Here is a 2,306-nt window from a genome sequence, read left to right on the forward strand (position 1 = left end):
GACACGCCCACGCCCGCCCCCGCGATCACGGCCGCACTCGCCCTCGGCGACGACGCACTGGTGCTCTCGCACCGGCTGGGGGAGTGGGCCGGACACGCCCCCGTCCTCGAAGAGGAAGTAGCCCTCGCCAACATCGCGCTCGACCTGCTCGGCCAGGCCCGCATCCTGCTCACTCTCGCGGGCGACGAGGACCAACTCGCCTACCTGCGCGAAGAGCGGGCCTTCCGCAACCTCCAGCTCGTCGAACAGCCCAACGGCGACTTCGCCCACACCATCGCCCGCCAGCTCTACTTCTCGACCTACCAGAAACTGCTCTACGGACAGCTCGCGGCAGGCGAAAGCGACCTCGCCGGACTGGCCGCCAAGGCGGTCAAGGAAGTCGCCTACCACCAGGACCACGCCGAACAGTGGACCCTGCGCCTCGGCGACGGCACCGAAGAGAGCCACCACCGCATGCAGCGCGCCTGCGAAGCACTGTGGCGGTTCACCGGAGAGATGTTCCAGCCCGTCGAAGGCGTCGACATCGACTGGCAGCAGACCGAGAAGACATGGCTGGCCTCCATCACCTCGGTCCTGGAACAGGCCACCCTCACCGTCCCCGAAAGCCCCAGGACCGGTGCCTGGGCCGCCGGAGCCGGCCGCCAGGGCCTGCACACCGAACCCTTCGGCCGGATGCTCGCCGAGATGCAGCACCTGCACCGCAGCCACCCGGGGGCGACATGGTGACCGGCACGACCACGGCCCCAGCCGCCATGACCCCCCTCGAACAGGACCTCGCCCGGCTCGCCGGCTCGGTCCCCGACCCCGAGCTGCCCGTGATCACCCTGGAGGAACTCGGCGTACTGCGCGGAGTTCACCTGGAGAGCCCCGGCAAGGTCACCGTCCGCCTCACCCCCACCTACACCGGCTGCCCCGCCATAGAAGCGATGACCGCCGACATCGAACAGGTACTGCACGACAACGGAATCCCCGATGTCACAGTCGTCCGCGTCCTCTCCCCTGCCTGGTCGACCGACGACATCAGCGACGAGGGCCGCCGCAAACTGGCCGAGTTCGGCATAGCGCCCCCACGGCCGCAGCACACCCAGGGCCCCATCGCCCTCACCCTGTCCGTGCGCTGCCCGCACTGCGGCTCCACCGACACCGAGCTGCTGAGCAGGTTCTCCTCCACGGCGTGCAAGGCACTGCGCCGCTGCGTCGCCTGCCGAGAACCGTTCGACCACTTCAAGGAGTTGTAGATGTTCCATCCACTCCGGGTGAGCGAGGTCGAACGGCTCACGGACGACTCGGTGACCGTCACCTTCGACGTGCCACCGGAGCTGCGCGAGGCCTACCGGCACCGCCCCGGCCAGCACCTCGCACTGCGCCGCACCGTCCAGGGCCAGGAGATCCGCCGCACGTACTCGATCTGCGCACCCGCCGTCGAACAGCCCGGCACACCCGTCCTGCGCGTCGGCATCCGCCTCGTCGAAGGCGGCGAGTTCTCCACGTACGCCTTCAAGGAACTCACCGTCGGCGACGTGGTCGACGTCATGGAGCCGATGGGCCGCTTCATCCTGGAGCCCCGCGCCGGATACTTCGTGGCCGTCGTCGGCGGCAGCGGCATCACCCCCGTACTGTCCATCGCCACCACCCTGCTGGAACGGGAACCCAAAGCCCGCTTCTGCCTCATACGCAGCGACCGCACAGTGTCGTCCACCATGTTCCTGGAGGAGACAGCCGACCTGAAGGACCGCTTCCCCGACCGGTTCCAGCTGGTCACCGCGCTCTCCCGGGAGGAGCAGCAGTCCGGACTGCCCTCCGGCCGGCTCGATCAGGAACGGCTGACGGCCCTGCTGCCCGCACTGCTTCCGGTGGAGGAAGTCGACGGCTGGTACCTGTGCGGACCGTTCGGCCTGGTCCAGGGCGCCGAACGGGCCCTGCGCGAACTCGGCGTCGCCCGCGGCCGAATCCACGAGGAGATCTTCCACGTCGACGAGGCACCGGCGCAGAGCACCGCGGCGGCCACGGCCCCGGCGCACGCCACGCTGACCGCGACACTCCACGGCCGCTCCGGCACCTGGCCGGTCCAGGACGGCGAAAAGCTCCTGGACACCGTGCTGCGGGCACGCTCGGACGCCCCGTACGCCTGCAAGGGCGGGGTCTGCGGCACCTGCCGGGCATTCCTGGTCAAGGGCGAGGTCCGGATGGACCGCAACTTCGCCTTGGAGGAGGACGAGACGGAGGCGGGCTACGTGCTGGCCTGCCAGTCCCGCCCGGCTACGAAGGAAGTGGAGCTGGACTTCGATCGGTGAGGGGGACGGGGA

At 69.6% G+C, this 2,306-nt stretch carries 3 protein-coding genes; all 3 read left to right on the forward strand.

What is annotated here, in order from left to right:
• The first annotated feature begins 24 nt into the window (after positions 1 to 24).
• Genes paaC through ACJA3G_RS35410 form a run of 3 tightly spaced genes read left to right on the forward strand, consistent with a single transcriptional unit; the run spans position 25 to position 2,294 of the window.
• The gene (gene paaC, locus ACJA3G_RS35400) at positions 25 to 726 is read left to right on the forward strand and encodes a 1,2-phenylacetyl-CoA epoxidase subunit PaaC (protein WP_406557133.1); all 702 of its coding nucleotides are present in this window, start codon (positions 25 to 27) and stop codon (positions 724 to 726) included.
• Positions 720 to 1,238, forward strand: a complete 519-nt coding sequence (gene paaD / locus ACJA3G_RS35405; RefSeq protein ID WP_406557131.1) for a 1,2-phenylacetyl-CoA epoxidase subunit PaaD — start codon at positions 720 to 722, stop codon at positions 1,236 to 1,238. The genes paaC and paaD overlap by 7 nt, the downstream gene beginning before the upstream one ends.
• Positions 1,239 to 2,294 carry a 2Fe-2S iron-sulfur cluster-binding protein gene (locus ACJA3G_RS35410; protein WP_406557132.1) on the forward strand — a complete coding sequence of 352 codons (1,056 nt, stop codon included), beginning with the start codon at positions 1,239 to 1,241 and terminating at the stop codon, positions 2,292 to 2,294.
• Positions 2,295 to 2,306: the final 12 nt, after the last annotated feature.

The organism is Streptomyces sp. YS-3 (assembly GCF_045257485.1).
Lineage (GTDB): Bacteria > Actinomycetota > Actinomycetes > Streptomycetales > Streptomycetaceae > Streptomyces.